This window comes from Sphaerospermopsis sp. LEGE 08334 (assembly GCF_015207205.1).
Lineage (GTDB): Bacteria > Cyanobacteriota > Cyanobacteriia > Cyanobacteriales > Nostocaceae > Sphaerospermopsis.
This window is the reverse complement of sequence record NZ_JADEXH010000006.1, coordinates 120,654-141,227: the sequence shown is the minus strand read 5'-3', so window position 1 is coordinate 141,227 and position 20,574 is coordinate 120,654. Positions and strand designations below refer to the sequence as shown.

General features: G+C 37.0%; 25 protein-coding genes. 13 read left to right on the top strand and 12 right to left on the bottom strand.

Features of this window, described 5'->3' with window-relative positions; translation table 11 throughout:
• Positions 1–185: 185 nt before the first annotated feature.
• Both ppc and IQ237_RS05335 read left to right on the top strand, forming a co-directional pair.
• Positions 186–3,215: a phosphoenolpyruvate carboxylase gene (gene ppc, locus IQ237_RS05340; protein WP_194053084.1), complete on the top strand. Its 3,030-nt coding sequence runs from the start codon at positions 186–188 to the stop codon at positions 3,213–3,215.
• A 140-nt stretch (positions 3,216–3,355) separates the two neighbouring features.
• The gene (locus IQ237_RS05335) at positions 3,356–3,607 is read left to right on the top strand and encodes a hypothetical protein (RefSeq protein WP_194053083.1); all 252 of its coding nucleotides are present in this window, start codon (positions 3,356–3,358) and stop codon (positions 3,605–3,607) included.
• A gap of 137 nt (positions 3,608–3,744) precedes the next feature.
• Here the strand turns inward: IQ237_RS05335 and IQ237_RS05330 are convergent, their stop codons facing one another.
• Positions 3,745–4,131: a hypothetical protein gene (locus IQ237_RS05330; RefSeq protein ID WP_194053082.1), complete on the bottom strand. Its 387-nt coding sequence runs from the start codon at positions 4,129–4,131 to the stop codon at positions 3,745–3,747.
• Positions 4,132–4,327: 196 nt separating this feature from the next.
• Here IQ237_RS05330 and IQ237_RS05325 point away from each other — a divergent pair, with 196 nt between their 5' ends.
• The 3 genes from IQ237_RS05325 to IQ237_RS05315 all read left to right on the top strand — a co-directional run bounded on the left by IQ237_RS05325 (position 4,328) and on the right by IQ237_RS05315 (position 5,511).
• Positions 4,328–4,633, top strand: coding sequence for a DUF4090 family protein (locus IQ237_RS05325; RefSeq protein WP_194053079.1), 306 nt, complete (start codon positions 4,328–4,330; stop codon positions 4,631–4,633).
• A gap of 144 nt (positions 4,634–4,777) precedes the next feature.
• Positions 4,778–5,179 carry a hypothetical protein gene (locus tag IQ237_RS05320; RefSeq protein WP_194053077.1) on the top strand — a complete coding sequence of 134 codons (402 nt, stop codon included), beginning with the start codon at positions 4,778–4,780 and terminating at the stop codon, positions 5,177–5,179.
• Positions 5,179–5,511 (top strand): hypothetical protein, encoded by a 333-nt coding sequence (locus IQ237_RS05315; protein ID WP_194053075.1) that lies wholly within the window; start codon positions 5,179–5,181, stop codon positions 5,509–5,511. Before IQ237_RS05320 ends, IQ237_RS05315 begins: the two co-directional genes overlap by 1 nt.
• A gap of 121 nt (positions 5,512–5,632) precedes the next feature.
• Here the strand turns inward: IQ237_RS05315 and IQ237_RS05310 are convergent, their stop codons facing one another.
• The 5 genes from IQ237_RS05310 to IQ237_RS05290 form a co-directional block, all read right to left on the bottom strand.
• Positions 5,633–6,193 carry a Uma2 family endonuclease gene (locus IQ237_RS05310; RefSeq protein ID WP_194053073.1) on the bottom strand — a complete coding sequence of 187 codons (561 nt, stop codon included), beginning with the start codon at positions 6,191–6,193 and terminating at the stop codon, positions 5,633–5,635.
• Positions 6,194–6,263: 70 nt separating this feature from the next.
• On the bottom strand, positions 6,264–6,830 hold the full coding sequence (locus IQ237_RS05305) for a Uma2 family endonuclease (RefSeq protein ID WP_194053071.1): 567 nt from the start codon (positions 6,828–6,830) through the stop codon (positions 6,264–6,266).
• A 259-nt stretch (positions 6,831–7,089) separates the two neighbouring features.
• Positions 7,090–7,521 carry an NUDIX hydrolase gene (locus IQ237_RS05300; RefSeq protein ID WP_194053069.1) on the bottom strand — a complete coding sequence of 144 codons (432 nt, stop codon included), beginning with the start codon at positions 7,519–7,521 and terminating at the stop codon, positions 7,090–7,092.
• 30 nt (positions 7,522–7,551) lie between these two features.
• On the bottom strand, positions 7,552–8,004 hold the full coding sequence (locus tag IQ237_RS05295; protein ID WP_194053068.1) for a DUF3531 family protein: 453 nt from the start codon (positions 8,002–8,004) through the stop codon (positions 7,552–7,554).
• 119 nt (positions 8,005–8,123) lie between these two features.
• Positions 8,124–9,032 (bottom strand): Sll0314/Alr1548 family TPR repeat-containing protein, encoded by a 909-nt coding sequence (locus IQ237_RS05290; RefSeq protein ID WP_194053067.1) that lies wholly within the window; start codon positions 9,030–9,032, stop codon positions 8,124–8,126.
• Positions 9,033–9,341: 309 nt separating this feature from the next.
• On the opposite strand from IQ237_RS05290, the gene IQ237_RS05285 reads away from it, so the two are divergent.
• From IQ237_RS05285 to IQ237_RS05275, 3 genes are all read left to right on the top strand, one after another.
• Positions 9,342–10,013, top strand: a complete 672-nt coding sequence (locus IQ237_RS05285; protein WP_194053066.1) for an ABC transporter ATP-binding protein — start codon at positions 9,342–9,344, stop codon at positions 10,011–10,013.
• Positions 10,014–10,104: 91 nt separating this feature from the next.
• Positions 10,105–10,854, top strand: coding sequence for a 16S rRNA (guanine(527)-N(7))-methyltransferase RsmG (rsmG, locus tag IQ237_RS05280; protein ID WP_194053065.1), 750 nt, complete (start codon positions 10,105–10,107; stop codon positions 10,852–10,854).
• Positions 10,855–10,889: 35 nt separating this feature from the next.
• Positions 10,890–11,615, top strand: a complete 726-nt coding sequence (locus IQ237_RS05275) for an N-acetylmuramoyl-L-alanine amidase (protein WP_194053064.1) — start codon at positions 10,890–10,892, stop codon at positions 11,613–11,615.
• Positions 11,616–11,631: 16 nt separating this feature from the next.
• Here IQ237_RS05275 and IQ237_RS05270 read toward each other — a convergent pair whose 3' ends face one another.
• From IQ237_RS05270 to IQ237_RS05250, 5 genes are all read right to left on the bottom strand, one after another.
• Complete coding sequence (locus IQ237_RS05270) at positions 11,632–12,354, bottom strand: superoxide dismutase (protein WP_194053063.1); 723 nt, start codon at positions 12,352–12,354, stop codon at positions 11,632–11,634.
• A 609-nt stretch (positions 12,355–12,963) separates the two neighbouring features.
• On the bottom strand, positions 12,964–13,656 hold the full coding sequence (locus IQ237_RS05265; RefSeq protein WP_194053062.1) for a Uma2 family endonuclease: 693 nt from the start codon (positions 13,654–13,656) through the stop codon (positions 12,964–12,966).
• Between the two features lie 51 nt (positions 13,657–13,707).
• Positions 13,708–14,283, bottom strand: coding sequence for a Uma2 family endonuclease (locus tag IQ237_RS05260; RefSeq protein ID WP_194053059.1), 576 nt, complete (start codon positions 14,281–14,283; stop codon positions 13,708–13,710).
• 69 nt (positions 14,284–14,352) lie between these two features.
• The gene (locus IQ237_RS05255) at positions 14,353–14,901 is read right to left on the bottom strand and encodes a Uma2 family endonuclease (protein WP_194053057.1); all 549 of its coding nucleotides are present in this window, start codon (positions 14,899–14,901) and stop codon (positions 14,353–14,355) included.
• Positions 14,902–15,072: 171 nt separating this feature from the next.
• Positions 15,073–16,494: an NADP-dependent isocitrate dehydrogenase gene (locus tag IQ237_RS05250; RefSeq protein WP_194053055.1), complete on the bottom strand. Its 1,422-nt coding sequence runs from the start codon at positions 16,492–16,494 to the stop codon at positions 15,073–15,075.
• A 349-nt stretch (positions 16,495–16,843) separates the two neighbouring features.
• On the opposite strand from IQ237_RS05250, the gene IQ237_RS05245 reads away from it, so the two are divergent.
• Both IQ237_RS05245 and IQ237_RS05240 read left to right on the top strand, forming a co-directional pair.
• On the top strand, positions 16,844–17,557 hold the full coding sequence (locus IQ237_RS05245) for a GUN4 domain-containing protein (RefSeq protein ID WP_194053054.1): 714 nt from the start codon (positions 16,844–16,846) through the stop codon (positions 17,555–17,557).
• 150 nt (positions 17,558–17,707) lie between these two features.
• Positions 17,708–18,805: an ABC transporter ATP-binding protein gene (locus tag IQ237_RS05240; RefSeq protein WP_194053100.1), complete on the top strand. Its 1,098-nt coding sequence runs from the start codon at positions 17,708–17,710 to the stop codon at positions 18,803–18,805.
• A 175-nt stretch (positions 18,806–18,980) separates the two neighbouring features.
• On the opposite strand, the gene IQ237_RS05235 is transcribed toward IQ237_RS05240, so the two are convergent.
• A complete protein-coding gene (locus tag IQ237_RS05235; RefSeq protein WP_194053052.1) occupies positions 18,981–19,832 on the bottom strand; it encodes a hypothetical protein in 852 nt (283 codons plus the stop codon).
• Between the two features lie 108 nt (positions 19,833–19,940).
• Here IQ237_RS05235 and IQ237_RS26860 point away from each other — a divergent pair, with 108 nt between their 5' ends.
• From IQ237_RS26860 to IQ237_RS05225, 3 genes are read left to right on the top strand one after another with little or no spacing between them, the layout of a single operon-like run.
• The gene (locus IQ237_RS26860; RefSeq protein WP_309225664.1) at positions 19,941–20,084 is read left to right on the top strand and encodes a hypothetical protein; all 144 of its coding nucleotides are present in this window, start codon (positions 19,941–19,943) and stop codon (positions 20,082–20,084) included.
• Positions 20,081–20,209 carry a type II toxin-antitoxin system HicA family toxin gene (locus IQ237_RS26855; protein WP_309225663.1) on the top strand — a complete coding sequence of 43 codons (129 nt, stop codon included), beginning with the start codon at positions 20,081–20,083 and terminating at the stop codon, positions 20,207–20,209. The genes IQ237_RS26860 and IQ237_RS26855 overlap by 4 nt, the downstream gene beginning before the upstream one ends.
• Positions 20,199–20,540: a type II toxin-antitoxin system HicB family antitoxin gene (locus IQ237_RS05225; protein WP_194053050.1), complete on the top strand. Its 342-nt coding sequence runs from the start codon at positions 20,199–20,201 to the stop codon at positions 20,538–20,540. Before IQ237_RS26855 ends, IQ237_RS05225 begins: the two co-directional genes overlap by 11 nt.
• Positions 20,541–20,574 lie beyond the last annotated feature (34 nt).

Sequence of the window (20,574 nt, the reverse complement as noted above, 5' to 3'; positions counted from 1 at the left end):
AGAATAATTTTAGATTTTAGATTTTAGATTGGAGTTGAGAAAAACAATCCAAAATCCTTTCATCCAAAATCCAAAATTGTATCCCCAGTCACCAGTCACCAGTCCCCAGTCCCCAATCACCCCCTACAGCAACAACCAAAAAACTAAAATTGTAGGCATTAATTGGCTTTACTAGAGCAAAGAATATGAGTTCTATTTTATACTCCTCCTCGCCATCAGCGAATATCTACCCTATGTCTGAATTATTTTTACGTCATCGTCTACAGATAGTAGAAGAATTGTGGGAGTCGGTGTTGCGGCAAGAATGCGGCCAAAAAATGGTGGATCTATTACGGCAGTTGCGTGATTTGTGTTCACCGGAAGGACAAGCTACCAATGATCAAGCCTCGTCAGCTGTGGAACTGATTGAACAGCTAAATATTAACGAGGCCATTCGTGCTGCTCGTGCTTTTGCTCTTTATTTTCAATTGATTAATATCATTGAGCAGGAATATGAACAAAAGCAACAGTTAAGCCGCTATTCTGACTCAGACAGCATAGATCAGGAAAATATTCCTAATATTGTTTATTCGACTAACCAACGAGAAGACGACTTACCTGTTACTAAGTCATGGGGAGGAAATCCCATATCTCACAGTTGGACTGATACAACACCAGCTACACAAAAAGGTACATTTGCAGCTTTATTTCCTCTATTATTCAAACTGAATGTACCACCCCAGCAAATTCAGCGTTTAATTTCACAACTAGATATTCGCTTGGTTTTCACCGCCCATCCCACGGAAATAGTCCGCCACACGATCCGCGATAAACAAAGACAGGTGGTAAATCTATTACAACAGTTGGATAATGTGGAAACCCGTTCTGGTGGTTATCCTTGGGAAGCAGCAGAGGTAAAAGAGCGATTATTAGAAGAAATCCGTCTGTGGTGGCGTACTGATGAATTACATCAGTTTAAACCAACTGTATTGGATGAAGTAGATTATGCTTTACACTACTTCCAAGAAGTGTTATTTGATGGTATTCCCCAACTTTACAAACGTCTCAAATACTCTCTAAAACAAACATTTCCTTGGTTAGAACCACCCAGTAAAAATTTCTGTTCTTTTGGTTCTTGGGTAGGTTCAGATAGAGACGGAAACCCATCGGTAACACCGGAAGTAACTTGGAAAACCGCTTGTTATCAGCGGAAGATGGTTTTGGAAAGATACATTCAATCAGTGAAGCAACTGATTGAATTGTTAAGTGTGTCAATGCACTGGAGTGATGTACTTCCAGATTTGTTGGAGTCGTTAGAGTTAGATCAATCTATTTTGAGTGATGTGTACGATGCGCTGGCTTTGCGTTATCGTCAAGAACCTTATCGCTTAAAATTGGCTTATGTGTTAAGAAGGCTGGAAAATACCCGCGATCGCAATCTGGCTTTATATAATCGGGAAACACCAAGCAATGAAGATTCTCCCATGTATCGTTCTGGGGCGGAATTTTTAGCGGAACTGCGATTAATTCAACGCAATTTGACGGAAACAGGTTTAAGTTGTGGAGAATTAGATCATCTCATCTGTCAGGTAGAAATTTTCGACTTTAATCTTACCCAGTTAGATATTCGTCAAGAATCATCTCGTCATTCTGATGCGCTCAATGAGATTCTTGAATACTTGCAGATTTTACCCCAATCTTATCACGAACTCTCAGAAGCACAAAGGGTAGCTTGGTTAACGGGAGAACTGCAAACCAGACGGCCGTTAATTCCCGCAGAATTACCATTTTCGGAAAAAACTAATGATGTAATTGAAACTTTCCGGGTGGTGCGATCGCTACAACAAGAATTTGGCATTAACATCTGCCAAACTTACATTATCAGTATGTGCCGGGAAGTTAGCGATGTTTTGGAAGTTCTGCTGTTAGCGAAAGAAGCGCGGTTATTTGATCCAGCGATCGCTGTAGGAACTATCAGAGTTGTACCGCTATTTGAAACTGTAGAAGACTTACAACGCTCTAGAAGCGTGATGCGGCAATTGTTTGAACTACCATTGTATCGTGCCTTTTTAGCTGGAGGTTATGAAGCAACCAACCCAGAAAATACCTCTTCCCATACCACCCTCAACCCCAACTTACAAGAAGTAATGTTAGGGTATTCTGACAGTAACAAAGATTCAGGGTTTTTAAGCAGTAACTGGGAAATTCATAAAGCCCAAAAATCACTGCAAAAAATCGCCGAAGAATACGGTTTAAACCTGCGAATTTTCCACGGACGGGGTGGATCGGTAGGTCGTGGTGGTGGACCTGCTTATGAGGCAATTTTGGCTCAACCAGGACATAGTATTAATGGACGGATCAAGATTACTGAACAAGGGGAAGTTTTAGCTTCTAAATATTCTTTGTTGGATCTAGCTTTGTATCACATTGAAACTATTACCAGCGCAGTGGTCCAAGCTAGTTTGTTAAAAACCGGGTTTGATGATATTGAACCTTGGAACGAGATTATGGAAGAATTAGCTCATGCGTCGCGTCAACATTATCGGGCGCTCATTTACGAACAACCCGATTTTATCGACTTCTTCCATCAAGTTACCCCCATCGAAGAAATTAGCCAACTGCAAATTAGCTCCCGTCCAGCGCGACGACCATCTGGTAAAAAGGATTTAAGCAGTTTACGAGCAATTCCTTGGGTATTTAGTTGGACACAAACCCGATTTTTGTTACCTTCCTGGTATGGTGTGGGTACAGCTTTACAGGAGTTCTTGAACGAGCAACCGGAAGAACACTTAAAATTAATGCGTTACTTTTATGTCAAATGGCCTTTCTTCAAAATGGTGATTTCTAAAGCAGAAATGACATTGGCAAAAGTAGACATAGAAATGGCGCGTCATTACGTACAGGAATTGTCTAACCCAGAAGACAAACCTCGCTTTGAGAAAGTGTTTGAGCAAATTGCTAGTGAGTTCTATCTCACCAGGGATTTAGTCTTAAAAATCACTGGACACCAAAAACTTTTAGACGGTGATCCGATTTTGCAGCGTTCAGTACAGTTACGTAATGGAACTATTGTACCGTTAGGATTTATCCAAGTTTCTCTACTCAAGCGCCTACGACAGTATAAGAACAGTACCACACCAGGAATAATTCACTCTCGTTACAGCAAAGGAGAGTTACTGCGAGGAGCATTGTTAACTATTAACGGTATTGCCGCAGGAATGAGAAATACTGGTTGATGGGGAAAGGAGTTCAAGGAGTCAGGAGATGGGAAAGTTTGAGTTCTTGAGTTTTGACTTGTGACTTTTGACTTGTGACCTTTCACTTGAGTCTACCAATGACCAATGACCAATGACCAATGACCAATGACCAATGACCAATGACTAAAAAACGCATCCTAATTTGTACCGTTATTGCTTTATCATCTGGCTTTTTTGGTGGTTTAATGGCGGCACAAATTACTTCCATGTTACACAACCAAAAATGTCAAACTCAAGGCTGGGGTTTCCAGCAAGTTTGTAATGTCGTAGTCACACCTGGAGCAATTTGGCAGGGTAGTATAGCTGGAATATGGACAGGTACAATATTAGGGGCGTTTGTTGGCGGGTCAATAGTACGTAAAAGTTATTAATTAGGGAACAGGGAACAGGGAACAGAAGGCAAGAGGCAAGAGGCAAGAGGCAAGAGGCAAAAGTTATATTCTCCTCCTGCTTCCCCTGCCTCCCCTGCTTTCTTCCCAGTCACCAGTCACCAATCACCAGTCACCAATCACCAATCCCTTGGAGTAGTAGATGATTGGAGACTGCTTAAAGATTGCCAAGTATTGGTGCTAGTATCAAAACATCGCCAATTTCCCTTCCGTTCGTCTTTATAACAAAATAACGTGCGATCGCGGTCATCAAAATTATCAGTTAAAAAATATACCATTCCTCGAAATGGATAAGTTTTACGACTCAGGCGCTTTGCTACGGCTTGATTCGGACATTCTACGATAAAAACGGATTCTCCATTGATTTTAGCGAGGGAGAAAATACACATCCGCAAAATTGCTCTCAGCCAACTTTCAGAATTCTCGAAGTAATCGTCGATAATTTTGTTAGTTAGAGCTTGTTCGAGGCTGCGGTCTTTGTTACGAGGAGTGTGGGCATCAGACATAGCATCACCTAAAAATGGCTATACCGCTGGTTCGAGATTAAACTAAAATTTCCCAAAGTGGCAAGTCTGAATAGGTGACAGGTGACAGCGAAGAAGTAGGGGAGGTAGGGGAGGTAGGGGAGGTAGAGGAAGATTAATAACCCAATGCCCAATGACCTGGTAATATATACCTAATAACTTTGAGAATTTAATAGCCATGACTACCGAAACAAATGTAAAAAATCAAGCTACTACAGGTGCTGATGCTATTGATGTAGCGATCGCACAAGGAATTGATTTTGACGGTTCTCCTATTCCCGCAGCTAAGTTAGAACTGTATAACCAAGTCATGGGCTTAGAAGCTGGTAGACAACGCAGTGGTGTATCTAATACTATGCGTTCTCGTATCGTTCGCATTGGTGCAAAGCATATTCCCCAAGCTGAGTTAGACGCAAAGCTGGTTGCTGCTGGTTTTGCTCCTTTGAAAGAAAAAGAAATTGCCTTTTTCTATGGCGGTAAGTAATTTTTCCTGTTGATAAAAGCAAGAGGCGTTTTATGGAACGTCTCTACAAAAATTTATAATAATCACAATTATTGCTATCTTCAATTTTCTGGAATTAGGGTAAATTTAAAGTAATCTTATATTTTCGACTCAGGAGTTTAATTGATGGATATACTCATTGAATCGACAAAGGATTTTGAAGCTGATTTAGAAAAGTTTACAGATACAGAGAAGTTTAGAATTATTAAGGAAATGAATCGGAATTTTGAACTTCTTTCATCTAATAATAATTCTTTAAATAATTCTTTTTATGAACATAGCGAACAACTCAGAAACATTAAACTAAATCATGACTATGATTCTACTATATATTGTCTCAAAATTAACGATCAACAAAGAATAATTTTAACTATTGATGATGATCCGATTTTTGGGTGTATTTTAATTACTTTATTTAGATTAGTGGATCGAGAAAATGCCCAAAAAGCTTACAATGCAGTTACAGAGATGATTTATCAAGATTTCACGGTAGAAGAAAATCAAGATTTAGAAATTCAGTGTTGTTAATGGCACAAATTAAACCTCTGTTAGATGAATATGGTGTCATTCATGAAGCAATGAAAATTCTTCCAGAATATCTGAAAATTGATTTTCTGGAAGCTTTAGCTGAGTTAGAAGATAATGAATGTCACAGAACTAGAACTTTTCCAAAAACTAGATTACATAAGGTAGCGGGTATTAAACAAGCTATTTACCGTGCGGATATTAATAAAATATCAGGGTGGCGGATTCATTTACAATATATTGATGGAAAAATTCACCTCAAAGATATTATTAATGGTCAACATCATGATAATGTGATGCTGGTGATTAAGTTGAAAAAGGATAGATATGATTAATAATTGATAATTAATAATTGATAATTGATAATTGATAATTGACAATTGGTAATTGGTAATTGGTAATTGGTAATTGGTAATTGGTAATTGACAATTGACAATTGACAATTGGTAATTGATTCTAGCCTAAAATGCTATCAACGGTAATTTTAATTTCTGGAAATGCGAGAATATCTAAAATTTCACCACGTTGCAAGGTTTTGATTTTACTATAAGTATTTTCTGTAGGTTGACGATAAACGATAATTTTTTGTTCGATGATATCAACTAACCAAACTTCTACAATACCATTAGCTGCATAAAGGGGAATTTTGATATCTCGATCATATTCAAAACTACTATCTGCAACTTCTATTAATAAGAATACATCCGATGGTTGGGGATGTGCAGATTCATAAAAATCTTCACGGGGTTTCAGTAACGCTATGTCTGGTTGCGGTTCGGAAAAATTATCTAAAGTTATGGGGTTTTGTACAGCAACAATTACTCTTTTACCTAGTAACTGTGAAAAAATAGAGTTTAAACGATTTACACAAGATGCGTGTTTTCTTCCAATTGGTGACATTTCAATTATTTCTCCGTTAATTAATTCCACTCTATCATCTTCTGTTAATATTCCTGCTTCATTCATTTGGTGATATTGGGTAACGGTGAAACGTCTGGTTAATAGTTTTGTAGACATAGTTCACTCTCTTTTTTGATGTTATTGGTTAATTATTTCTATAGTTTGTTTATAGAATTTGTTTCTATAATTATTTTGTTCCTAAAATACTATCAACGGTAATTTTAATTTCTGGAAATGCGAGAATATCTAAAATTTCACCACGTTGAAAGGTTTTGATTTTACTATAAGTATTTTCTGTAGGTTGACGATAAACAATGATTTTTTGTTCGATGATATCCACTAACCAAACTTCTACAATAGCATTAGCTGCATAAAGTGGAATTTTTATATCTCGATCATATTCAAAACTGCTATCTGCAACTTCTATTAATAATAATACGTCCGATGGTTGAGGATGTGCAGATTCATAAAAGTCTTCACGGGGTTTAAGTAACGCTATGTCTGGTTGCGGTTCAGAAAAATTATTCAAATTGATGGGATTTTGAGAATCAACTATTGCTAATGAAAGCAACAATTGAGAGAATGTACTAATTAGTCTTCTTACACAACTTGCGTGTCTTCTTCCAATGGGTGACATTTCAATTATTTCTCCGTTAATTAATTCTACTCTATCATCTTCTGTTAAAATTCCTGCTGCATTCATTTGATGATATTGTGCAACTGTGAAACGTCTGGTTAATAGTTTAGTAGACATAGTTCACTCTCTTTTTTGGTGATATTTATAGTAATTTCCATTCAAGTGAAGTACAAGTATTAGTAATTAAACGCAGATGGACGCAGATAAACGCAGATAATTTTGTACTTCATTAGAATAGGAAACGGTATATCAATTCTAGCATTTATTGGTTTTTTAAGAGATAGATCCCCGATTGATTTCATAATTCAGGGATCTGGAAAGGTTTTGATTTTGCTGAAAGCTGATTAGTGATTACTGATTACTGATAGCTAAATGCTTACAAATAATCAAAAAATACTTCTGGTACTAATCTTAATTCTCCTGATTTAAACTTCTCAATTTCTACCCATAAAGCGCGATGTTTCTTTTCTGGTGTTTCGGAAAAAGTTAAACTTTCAAGTTGGTAAAATTTCGGATCTGCAAAGTCGCATTGATAAAGTTGGATGATTTCATGTCCTTGTTTACCATCGAATATAAACAGGTTTTCGATACAATTTAAATAACGAATGTTGGTTAAATCAGCTTGTATTTCTTCTTGAAATTCTCGTTCCAATGCTATGCGACTGGTTTCACCAAATTCTACTCCTCCACCTAAAGCACGATAAAATGTTGATTGTTTTGTCGGATCATATCCTTCAGAAACAAAGATTCTGTCACCGTCTTTAATTAATGCTAAAACTATGACTCTAATTTCACCTGGTTTATTCATTGTTGTGAGTAATTGTTGTTATTTGAATGATTAATTATCGTAAATGGAATAAGCACGAGTTTCACTATCTTCTACTGGCCAATCTTCGTTTTCACCACCTAAATATAATGCTTCTATGGTGACGTATTCTTCACTTAATTGAGTGAGGGCGTTGATGAGAATATCTAAGGCGATCGCATCACTTGTTCCTAAATCAAACCAGCATCTTCCCCATTCCCCTTCATATTCAAATTCTCCCATGTTGTGCATTAAAGCTAACATACTTTGATCATAACCTTGGTTGTCATAATCCATGTAGCTTAAATCCAAACCTGTTTCTTGAACTTGCAAGTTTTCAGCGTTGAAACCTCCTAGTTTACCTAAATAAAACCAGGAGTTAAACACTTCTTCTACATATTGTTTTTCTTGTTGGGAAGGAATGGTACTAAATTTGATCCAGAACCAAACGTCAAAGGGATTAAATTCGCGGAATTGAATGTACATTTTTGGTGATTGGTGATTGGTGATTGGTGATTGGTGATTGGTGATTGGTGATTGGGACAAATTATTACTGTAATCACTAATGACTAATAACCAATAACTAATTACTCATGACTAAATTATCATATATTATTTAGTCGGTTTTTAGCCTGGTTGCGTTCGGATTCAATTTGTCTGACTAGACTAGCAGGAAGTTGGGATTTTTTGGTTAACGCTTTTTCAAAATATGCGATCGCTTCTTTAACCAAATTCTGACTTTTATCCTGTTTACCTTGTAAGTACAGTATTTGCGCTTTCAGATAATAAATTTCTGGGTTGTCAGAGGTGTTTTTCAAAGCACGATTTACATAATCTAATGCTTGGGGATATTTTTTCAAATCCCTATACGCTAAAGCAATACCCCTATCTACTAAATATCCAGGTGCTGCATTTTGTTCCAGTTGTTCAATCGCTTGATCAGGACTAATAAAAGGCAAATTAACGGCTAACATTAAGTTCATATAGCCTTTAATTAAATTTAACTCTGGATCATTGGCATTAATGGCTTCTGCTCTATCTAAATATTTATACACTCTTGTTAACCTAGTAAATGCCTTTGATGCACCATTAACCGTACCTTCACGGGTAAGAATAACAGCACCTTCTAAAAAATTGCCTACTCCAGTGTATAAATTACCACGTAATTGGTTAGTAGCAATCAACTTTTGTCCAGCTTCTAAAGTCTTTTTGCTGTACTTCTCCAAATTAACCAAATCTTGATTAGTATAAGCTAAAGATGCTTTTAAAGCATAAGCTAAAGGTTCATCGGGTTCATCAGCGATCGCTTTTTTCAGGTGATCCTCTGCAACAGGATAATTTCCTTGTTGGAAAATAGCTTTAAACGCTGCTTCCGTGCGATCGCCAATTTTATGGGGTTCACTGCTGCGAAACGGATCACCAGCTAATGAGGGATTTACCCACAAATTTAAGATTAACGTAGTAGCAAAAGCAACTTTAGAAACCAGAGGAAATCCTAAAAAATATTTAGACATAATAAAACACAGAATTATTACGGTTGAATTTGTCTTATGTATTACTTAAAATCAAAAAATGCTTAACCAAAAAACGCTTCTGTCTTAGCAAAAAATCCCAAAAAAATCAAATTTATCTAGACTATTGAAAATTCATGAGGTTTCCTCGCTGATTGTAGCGATTTTTTTTGTGTACTTCTGTCAAAATAGAAAAAGTTGAATGTTTGTTGCTGCTGGATCAGCTTTTGGTTACGGAACTTTGCTTTTAGTCCATCATTAGTCCATCAGTTGTTCGCTACTTGTTCGCTGACTATCTGGTAATTTTAACAAATGCTTTATCTGAGAAATTTAACTTATCACCCCACAGCTTGTCCCACAGCAATTCTTAAATCTATTAACCTGGAATTACCACCACAGCAACTAGGTTTAGTCATAGGTCCTAGTGGTTCGGGTAAAAGCACCTTATTAGAAATTTTATCAGGATTAGCTGAACCTACCTCCGGTGCTGCATTTTGGAGAGAACAACCACTTATATCGGAACAACTGCAACAATTAGCCGGAATAGTCTTTCAATTTCCCGAAAGGCACTTTTGTGGTGGTACAATTTTGGAAGAATTGCGTTTAGGACATCCCGAATTAGGTACAGAACGAGTTCATCAAGCACTTAGAGAAGTAGGATTAGATCATTTATCACTTTCTACCTCACCCCATGCTTTAAGCGGTGGACAACAAAGACGTTTAGCTTTAGCAGTTCAATTAATTCGCCAACCAAATTTATTATTATTAGATGAACCTACAGCCGGTTTAGATTGGTCTATTCGTCGTCAATTAGTAAGTTTATTAGCGAAATTGAAAAAAGATTGGACTTTGTTAGTTGTTACACATGATGCTGGAGATATGTTACCAATAGCGGATAGTTGTTGGACTTTAAATCATGGTGTTTTAGAATCTGTTGATCCTAAAACTTTAGAAAAGAAAATTGCAGAAACTGTTGGGAAGTGAAACATTTGAATTAAAAATTAAAATGTTTCACGCAGAGGCGCAGAGGCGCAGAGAAGAACGCAAAGAGTTTGAGATAATTAATTGAGTAAATATGAGTTTAGAGTCTGTATCTAGTTTACCAGAAATGCTAGAAGTTTGGCAAGAAACATTAAATTGGCAACCAACAAATGATCAACAAAATCAATTGCAAAAACTCTATGAATTAGTTATTGAAGCTAATCGTTATCTTAATTTAACGCGCATTACTGAAGCGTCAGAATTTTGGGAAAAACATCTTTGGGATTCTTTGCGAGGAGTTGCACCAAAACAGCATTTTCTTGATTTTCTTCATCAAGGTGCATCTGTCATTGATATTGGTACTGGTGCGGGTTTTCCTGGTTTACCTATTTCTATTATTTTTCCCAGTTGTCAAGTAACTTTGTTAGATTCTACGCGGAAGAAAATTAATTTTATTGACTCTGTTTTTAATGATCTTCTTCTCACAAATGCGAAAACAATTGTCGGGAGAGTGGAAGAAATTGGACAGGAAAGTAAACATCGAGAAAATTATGATTTAGCTGTGATTCGTGCGGTGGGTAGTGTTTCTGCTTGTGCTGAATATAGTTTACCCTTAGTGAAAAAAGGTGGTTTAGCAGTTATTTATCGTGGAAGTTGGACAAAGGAAGAAAATGACAGTTTAGAAAATGCGGTACATCATTTAGGAGGAGAAATTGAATTAATTGAAGAATTTACAACTCCTTTAAGTAATAGTATTCGTCATTGTTTATATTTAAGGAAGGTGAAACATACACCTGTAAGTTTTCCCCGTCCTGTGGGTATACCTACACAAAAACCTCTTTAACAGGACTGCATCTCGATTTGGCAAAATTCACAAGAATGACCACAAAACCCTCTTTATACTTTTTTTCCTTTGTGTTCTTTGTGTCCTTTGCGGTTAGTTTATTTCCAGTTTTCAAACCTTCACCAGTTTTAGCTGCAATAGAACCTTTACCAAAGTTAAAACAAGTTGCTAACTATCAAAAAATAACCCAAAAATATCAGCCTTTATCTGGTGTAAAAATTTTAGTTAATCCTGGACATGGTGGTAAAGAAACTGGTGCTGCTGGTGCAACTGGATTTTTAGCTAAAGACGTGAATTTAATTGTCTCTAAATTACTGCGTCTTGAGTTACAAAAACGAGGTGCTACAGTGGTTATGACCAGGGAAGATGATCAAGAAATATCTTTACTAGAACGTCAAAATATCATTAATCAAGAAGAACCGACAATAGCGATTACTATACATTATACTGCTGTAGAAAGTGATGGTGATACAGAAAAAACTCAGGGAGTGAGAAGTTTTTGGTATCATCCTCAATCCCATAGTTTAGCAATAATCATACATCACTATTTAGTGAATAAATTAGGACGTAAATCTCAAGGTGTGTATTGGAATAACTTAGCCCTAACTCGTCCAGAAATTGCACCAGCAGTAGTGTTAGAATTGGGTTTTATGACCCATCCTGAAGAATTTGAGTGGATAGTTGATCCCCAGGAACAAAAAAAGTTAGCCGTTGTACTAGCTGAAGCAATTACAGAATGGTTTAGACAGTCTCAGGACTAAAAAACAGAGAAATTAACTATCCTAATTTCTTTGCATCTGCAAATCGTTGATTAATTTCATCCCAATTAATCACATTCCACCAAGCATCTAAATATTCAGGACGACGATTTTGATATTTTAGATAGTAAGCGTGTTCCCAAACGTCATTACCAAAAATGGGATATTTACCTTCCATTAAAGGACTATCTTGATTTGCTGTAGTTGTAATTTCTAACTTACCGTTTTTGTTACGAACTAACCAAACCCAACCGCTACCAAAACGACCACCACCAGCTTCATTAAACTGTTTTTTGAAATCTGCAAAATTGCCAAAATTATCATTAATTGCAGTTGCTATTTCTCCAGTTGGTTCACCACCACCATTAGGTTTCATGATTTTCCAAAACATGGAATGGTTCACATGACCACCACCATTATTTCTGACTGTAGTTCTAATATCTGCGGGGACATTATCCAGATTTTGCAGTAGTTCTTCAACGGTTTTGTTTTTCAGTTCTGGGTATTTGTCCAATGCTTTATTTAAGTTATTCACATAAGCTGCATGATGTTTATCGTGATGAAACTGCATGGTTCTAGCATCAATATGCGGTTCTAGTGCGTCGTAAGGGTAGGGTAAAGGAGGTAATTCAATAGTTGATGTTCTGGGGGGAGAGGTTTCCGCAGAAGCGCAACTATCGAGCAGAAAAGCACCCGCACTTGCACCCAGTAAAACCAAGAAATGACGACGATTTAAACTCATAATTTTTTTGCAGTTGGTAGATTTACACACTGTTTTAGATCATAACTGCAAAAATAGATTAGGGAATAATAAATTGTACCTCTCCACAGTAAGAGGTGAGTTTCTGAAATCTTGCATTAGTAGCAATATCCACCTCCGAATTAATTCGGAGTCTCATAGCAAAAGTCGTCTTCAGACGACTATTCACAGGTTTTAGTTTAGTTTTTTATTTGGGAGGTTTCAGCAGGTGGATTTATTTGACTCGGTGATAGTCTAAAAGCAACAATAGGTATTGACTCCTGACTCCTGACTCCTATACCCTCACGGAAAGACTTTCTCAGCAAACCCTAGATATGAATCTTATTCATAATCAAGAAGATTTGTATTTTGCTATCTGTGAAAAAATTGGTATACCAGACAGTAAAGGTTATATATTTACAAGGAACTTGGAAAATAAAAAAGTATTATTAGTTTTAGATAATGTTGGTAAACTAAATGGGTCAGGATTTATAAGGGATGTGAGGGATCATTTACGCGGTTTATCTGAAGGTGAAAATGCTTGTTTAAAATTAGTTGTTGCCACCAATGAACCTTTAAAAACATTATTTAATGATAATCCTAAAATCACACTTAAATACTATCAGGGTCTACACCCAAAGCCTTTAATTTTTCTGCTAATAATTGAGCGCGTTCTTCTGCTATTTTCGCACGTTCATCACCAGTTAGTAAAACATTACCATTTTGATCACACCAACGCAACCAAGAATCATTTCTATCTTCAAATTCTCCATTCCATAAAGTTACACCCAAACCAATATCTTCTAACCATTTATCTGTAGTTTCTACATAACGTCTACCCTGGATAGAATAAATTCTTAAAACTTCTGCTCCTAAATTTTGATGTGGGTCATATACAATATAATAAGAAACTCGCATTTTCTCATAAATTTGCAGCTTTTTATCTAGTTCTGCACCTTCTTGATTTGATACAATTTCAATGACAACTTCTGGTGATTTACCGAATTTCCAAACTAGATAACAACGATTTTGTTTTTCCCACCAGTTTTGAGGAGTTTGCACATCAAAACTGACAAATACATCAGGAACTATGGCAGGTTCACCATAAGTATGATAAACACCTACATTAGCTGCTGCTAAAAAAATCTGATTTTGTAAAGAACTGTAAAGAGAACCGACTAAAAGGCGTTGTTGTTTTTCAGATGCGAGATTATCCACAGGTGTATCATCTTCAGTGACTAGCAAGTTGGCATCTGGTACATCACAATTATCAATTTCACTATTGATTAGAAGTTGCTCAATCATGATTGTATCCACTAGTTGAGATATGGAGATTATAACACTTTACTTGAGATTTTAATAACAATCTAAACTCAAACTAAATCCTGGTAATATCTCTTCCCCTAATAATTCTGTGGGTAAATTGCGTAATTCTACATCTTTTCCTAAACGATAAATTTCTACCTGCTGCTGTTGAGGATTTATCAACCATGCCAGTTTTACCCCTGCATCCATATATTCTTGCATTTTCTGACGCAGAGTGTCTAAACTATCCGTTGCTGACCTTAATTCAATCACAAAATCCGGTGCAATAGGGGGAAATTTTCGCCTTTGTTCAGGTGTTAATGCTTCCCATCTTTCTTTTTTAATCCAAGCTGCATCAGGAGAGCGATCGCCCCCATTTGGTAACTTAAATATAGTGGAAGAACTAAAAGTATAACCTAGTTTTGTTTGCCGATTCCAAACACCTAAATCTATAATAAATTCTGCTTCTCTATTTCCGCTTTCTCCTCCCACTGGTGGCATAATAATTAATTCTCCGGTAGATGTACGTTCAAATTGTAAATCACTGTTTTTTTGACATAATTGATAAAACTGTTCATCGCTTAAATTAACAGTATCTAAGTTTAGTTTGAAAGGACTGATAACCATAAAAAATCACCTATTTGCAATACTAATTTAATTGCTTTTTAATCTGATTTAAAGTGTTTATTTTCTGTCTTACCCCAATAATTCATCTACTGTAATATTAAACCCTAGTAATACAGTTTGAGTCCTCACTATTTCACCAGCAATAAACACAAGACGTTGATTCTTAGTAATTACAATAATCCAACGATTTTCAGGAAAAACTAACCAAACTTCCTCACTTCCTGATTGCAAATATTCTTGAGATTTAGCAATCATATCTTCTGCTAAATCTGTGGGAGAAATAATTTCTGCTACGAGGGGAAAACTTTGAGGTAAAACGTCAGGTTCACCAAACTGCTGTATCAATTCTGGAGTAAGATAAGCAACATCAGGACGACGACCTTGTTGATGAGTGCGACAGGGTGCTTCTGTATAAACTTCTCCACCTTGTTCACTAGAATCTTTATAATTTCTCCAGTAAGTAGCTAGTTTTGCTTGTACCCGACTATGTTTCAGTGTCACTTCTTTTTTCTCCAATAATTCCCCATTTACCCATTCTGTACCCTCTGGGGAATTTTGTATCCAATTTTCTAGCGAATAATTTTTTAATACCTCTTCTTTAATTGGTGTCATTACCATAATCATCTATTCTCCTTTTCAACACTTTTGATATTATTGATATTATGACTCAAATATAATTTTTATACATTTTCTCAATCCAATCCTGTTCATCCTTTAATCCTGGATATCCTGATTCAGACAAATAGGACGGGAAAACCCGCCCCTTTAGTTAATAGTAATTAACCCAAATTAACCGAAATGTTTGATAATTGCTTCAGCAAATTCTGAACATTTCAAAGGTTCTACAGGTGGTTCTATTAACCGCGCTAAGTCATAAGTAACTTCACCATTAGCTATGGCTGCACCTAATCCTTTTTTAACCAAATCTGCGGCTTCTTGCCATCCCATATATTCTAGCATCATTACACCGGAAAGAATCACAGAACCGGGGTTAATTTTATCTAAACCGGCGTGTTTGGGTGCTGTTCCATGAGTAGCTTCAAAAACGGCGCAGGAGTCACCAATATTTGCCCCTGGACCCATGCCTAAACCACCGACAATGGCGGCAGCAGCATCGGATAAATAATCACCGTTCAGGTTCATTGTCGCCAGAATAGAATACTCATCTGGACGGGTTTGAATTTGTTGGAAAATACTGTCAGCGATGCGATCATTTACCATCACTTTATTTTTCCATTTTCCATCACCATGAGTTGCCCAAATTGAGTTAAGAACTGTTTCCACTTCTTTAACAATTTGGGCTTTTTTCTCTGGGGTTAAAGCATCAAAACCAGGATCGATCATTCTGGCGTTTTCTTCTAAGGAAAGGTTGGGGTTTTTCTCCTTATTTCCTAATATCCAAGATTCTCTTTCGGTAACGCATTCATTACGAAATTCGCTGGTTGCTAATTCATAACCCCAATCTCTAAAAGCGCCTTCGGTGTATTTCATGATGTTGCCTTTATGCACCAATGTTACTTGTTGCTTGGCTTTGGGCAGTTGTAAAGCGTGCTTGATGGCACGTCTAACTAAACGTTGTGAACCGCTTTTGCTGATGGGTTTAATTCCTATACCTGCATCGAGAGGAATTTGCTTTTTACCATGTTCTGGTGTTGCGGGAATAAGTTCATTGTTGAGGATAGAAATCAGGCGATCGCCTATTTCACTACCTTGTTTCCATTCAATCCCCAAATAAATATCTTCCGTATTTTCCCGGTACACAATCACATCCAATTTTTCCGGGTTTTTATGAGGTGAAGGAGTTCCCGCATAGTAACGACAGGGACGCACACAGGCATAAAGGTCAAAAATTTGACGTAAAGCCACATTTAAAGACCGAATCCCACCACCTACGGGAGTAGTCAAAGGTCCTTTAATCGCAACGCCATATTCTTTAATAGCGGTAAGAGTATCCTGGGGTAAATACTGATAAGTGCCGTATAAATCACAAGCTTCATCACCAGCATAAACCTTAAACCAGCTAATTTTTCTTTTGCCGTTGTATGCTTTTGCTACCGCAGCATCCAGTACCTTTTCTGTAGCTGGCCAAATATCAATACCTGTGCCATCACCACGAATAAAGGGAATAATAGGATTGTCAGGAACAACAGGTTCACCATTTTTGAAGGTAATTTTTTCGCCAGTTGTCGGGGGGGTAATCTTGTCGTACATAGTTAACACATTCCAAATAGAATAATTTCAAGGAGTCAGGAGGCCGGTGACAGGTGACAGGTGACAGGTGACAGGTGACAGGTGACAGGTGACAGGTGACAGGTGACAGAAGGCAAAAGTTAATATTCTCCCCCTGCTTCCCTTACTTCCCCTGCCCTTTCTTTGAGGCGCAGATCATCCCCTGCGTTACCTGGTAAATTATTGGTAGCTCAGACGTAGATTGCAGTTAAACCGGCGCTACTTTGTCCAGTCAAAAATAGTAAACTACTTTTCGCTATCTGTGCTTCATTTTGTAGAATGCCCAATAGCTGATTCGTTTGTTCACTGAAACGCTAACACGAGTAATGGCATGACAGACCCAATGATTGTATCAGGCACTGCTAATGACATCGACTCCCTGCGCCAAAAGTTAATCGCTGGGTCCGAAAAAGTCCAACAACAAATCATCCCACAATTAGCTAACTTGGGTAATGAGGGTTTAGAGGTGTTGCAGGAATTTTTGTTGAAACGTCGTGACACTCCAGCAACTTGGATTGATGGTAAAGCTTACCAAGTCATCTATAATTCTGATGCACCTACGGCTAAGGAATTTCTAGAAACTCACTTTCCTGAAGGAATTGTACCTCTAAAATCAGATCGTGGGATCAGTTACAATTCTTTGCAAGAATTACTCATCAAGCAGGAGTTTCAAGCTGCTGACCTGCTGACAATTCAAAAAATGTGCGAAATGGCAGGACCCCAAGCAGTACAAAGAAAATGGTTGTATTTTACTGAAGTGGAAAATTTTCCCATTAAAGATTTACAAACAATTAATCATCTTTGGGTTGTCCACTCCGAAGGCAAGTTTGGTTTTTCTGTACAGCGAGAAATTTGGTTGGGGGTGGGTAGAAACTGGGAAACTTTATGGCCAAAAATCGGCTGGAAGGACGGTAATAAATGGACTCGCTACCCCAACGAGTTTACCTGGGATTTAAGCGCCCCTAGAGGTCATCTACCCCTTTCTAACCAACTGCGCGGGGTGCGGGTAATGGCTTCTCTTTTATCTCATCCTGCGTGGGGTTAGGTGACAGGTGACAGGTGACAGGTGACAGGGAAGAGGCAGGGGAGGCAGGGGAGGCAGGGGGAGCAGGGGAAGATTAATAACCCAATGCCCAATGCCCAATGCCCAATGCCTAATGCCCAATTATCAATTATCAATTATCAATTATTAGAAATGGCTAAAGTTGTTTTAGATAAAATTAAACGTAAATTTAACAATGTCACCGCGATTGAGGATATCACCTTTGAAATTCCTGATGGTGAGTTTTGGGTTTTAGTTGGTCCTTCGGGGTGCGGTAAGTCTACAATTTTACGAACTATCGCAGGTTTGGAAACTGCTACTTCTGGAAATTTGTTTATAGGCGATCGCTTGGTTAATGATATCCCAGCCAGAGCGCGTGATGTAGCAATGGTATTTCAAAATTATGCCCTTTATCCCCATAAAACCGTCGCCCAAAATATCGCTTTTGGTTTGGAAATGCGAAAGGTGGATAAGAAAACTATTCAAGAACGGGTTTTGACGGTTGCGCGATCGCTGTCTTTGGAACATTTGTTAGACAGAAAACCTAAACAACTTTCTGGAGGACAACAACAACGGGTAGCATTAGGAAGAGCGATCGCCCGTCAACCTCAATTATTTTTACTTGATGAACCTTTATCTAATTTAGATGCTCAATTACGAGATGATACTAGAGCAGAATTAAAACAACTACATCAACAATTGGGAATTACTACAATTTATGTCACCCATGACCAAGTTGAAGCTATGACTTTGGCTGATAAAATTGTAGTTTTAAATCGGGGACGTATTCAACAAATTGGTGATCCTCAAAGTATTTATGCTTTACCTGCTAATGAAATGGTAGCAACTTTTTTGGGTAATCCTCCCATGAATATTTTAGCGGCTATTTATAAAGGTGATCATTTTGATATTTGTGGGCAATTATTAGCTATTCCTGAAAACATCAAAGCAGCTTTTAATTTGCATCCTGAACAAATTTGTAATTTGGGTATTCGTCCTGAACATATTAGTATTAGTAAATCAGAAATTCAACCAGAAAATTCAACCCTTGCAGTAGAAGTTAAAGTTGTTGAACCTTTGGGAAGGGAAATTTTAATTCGTGTGAGTTTACCTGGTTCTTCTGGGTTTACGAATGTTCAGGTGGGTGGGGGTTTGCGTTTACATCCCGGTGAAAAGTTGCATTTGCATTTCGATTTAAATCATTTATTTGTTTTTGATCCGGGTAGTGGAGAAAGAATTTTTCCCGTTTAATGTAGGTTGGGTTAAGCGACAGCGCAACCCAACAAGAAGTTAGATCATTTTATTTATTCATGTTTTCTCGGTGTAGTTTCCAAAATTTTCGATTAATGAACCGCAAAGTACGCAAAGTACGCAAAGTAAGAGAATGAGTAATGTTGGGTTTCCTTTTGTCAACCTAACCTACTATTTATTTTAATCCTGTCGCTTTGAGAATTTCTTGATCACCTTTTCTCACTATTAAAGTTGAATCCGCATTTCCATTTTCTGTAATCGGTTGTTCTATGATGTAAACATAATCTCCATTTCTCCAACCGGTAACACATTTTCCATCACGACAAGAAACTTTACCACCTGTTAATTCAATACAGTTACTTTTTGTATCACATCCTTTATATGTCAAGTTTCCTGTATTATTAACTCCTGTCCAAGAATCACCATTACCAATAGTAATTGTCCACTCTCCGTTACTGATGGTTTGGGTTTTATTTGCTTGAGGTTTTGTTTCTGTCTTTGTTGTTGTTTTATCTTCTAAAACCTCCATTTTAGTAATTATAGATTCTTGACGAGTTTTTCCGCAAGGTTCTGCACTTTCACAATCATTCACTGATTCTACTGTGAAACTCGCACGGACTTTTTTATTTAAAAATTTTCCTTCTTCTGCACAAATATCAAAACTTGCCCCAAATTGATTTTCTCCACCTTTTTCATTTACTAAGGTGACATAACACATTAAATCACCATTGACTAATTGTTTGACTTTACCAACTTGCGGTGATTTATTTTTGATATTGGTTTTGCTGACTGTTTGCGGGGTAGATTTTATTTTCTCTGGTTTATCTGTTTCGGTTTCGGTTTCGGTTTGATCTTCCTTTTCTGTTTCAGATGTGGGTGAATTTTCTGGTTGAGATTCTACAGTATTATTAGTTGATGTTGCTGTGGTTGGGTTGTTTGTATTTGTTGTGTCGGTTGGTGTATTACTACAACTAACCAAAGAAATGCAAGATAGAATTAAAGTGATTATGGGGATTAATTTTTTCATGGGTGGTAATTTATGAGGTTTTGTCAAAACTCAATTAATTTTTTTGACATAATATGTTGTTTATGTCAAAGTTTAGTAGATAATACTATCAACTTATGATATTATATAATGGAACTGAATACTAAACACAAAAAAACCCTTGACGCTATATTTGAAAATCCAGTGAGAGCAAACATTCCGTGGAATGATATTGAAGGAATGCTGGTAGCACTGGGAGCAGAAATAACAGAAGGTTCTGTGGTTCACGGGTGAGAATTGCTCTCAATGATGTAAAAGCTGTTTTTCACAGACCTCATCCTCAAAAAGAAACAGATAAAGGTGCTGTAAAATCTATGCGTCGCTTTTTATTAGAAGCAGGAGTTAGCGATGAAATATAAAGGTTATGAAGCAATAGTTGAATTTGACGAAAAAGCTGATATTTTTCATGGTGAAGTTATTAATATTAGAGATGTGATTACATTTCAAGGTAGCAGCGTGGAAGAGTTGAAACAAGCTTTTCACGATTCTGTGGATGATTATTTAGAATTTTGCAAAGAACGTGGTGAAGAACCTGAGCAACCATTTTCAGGTAAATTAATGGTGAGAATTAATCCCCAATTACACCAAAGAATTGCAAATCGAGCTAAACAAGAAGGTAAAAGTTTAAATTCTTGGATAGAAAAATGCTTGTCTGAGTATACAAGTAAATCTGGTTATATTCAAAGTTAAAAATCAGTTAAAAATCACCCACATTTATGGGTGA